The sequence below is a fragment of the uncultured Shewanella sp. genome, assembly GCF_947501665.1.
In the GTDB taxonomy this organism is placed as follows: Bacteria; Pseudomonadota; Gammaproteobacteria; order Enterobacterales; family Shewanellaceae; genus Shewanella.
In genome coordinates this window covers 1-262 of sequence record NZ_CANMWS010000108.1, presented here as the reverse complement: position 1 = coordinate 262, position 262 = coordinate 1, and the positions used below count along the sequence as shown (strand labels likewise).

The following is a 262-nucleotide window of genomic DNA, read 5'->3' as shown; positions in this document are numbered from 1 at the left end:
CTATAAACAACAACTTACAAGTAAGTCACTGTCCCTTTCACATTAACACTATCAGCTTTCCAAATTGTTAAAGAACGATACATAGCAACAAGGCCATGTATTTTAGTCGCTCACCTTCACTCTGCCCTCTATTAAGAGATGGAGTCAAGGAGAACAAGCATATCTGTGTGAACACTCAACAAACACTAAGTTAGTCGTATAGGTAAGGAGGTGATCCAGCCCCAGGTTCCCCTAGGGCTACCTTGTTACGACTTCACCCCAG

The 262-nt window shown here is 42.7% G+C and carries 1 rRNA gene; it reads right to left on the bottom strand.

The window, feature by feature from the left end:
- Window positions 1–203: 203 nt before the first annotated feature.
- Window positions 204–262, bottom strand: a 16S ribosomal RNA gene (locus Q0976_RS24115); the annotation flags it as partial.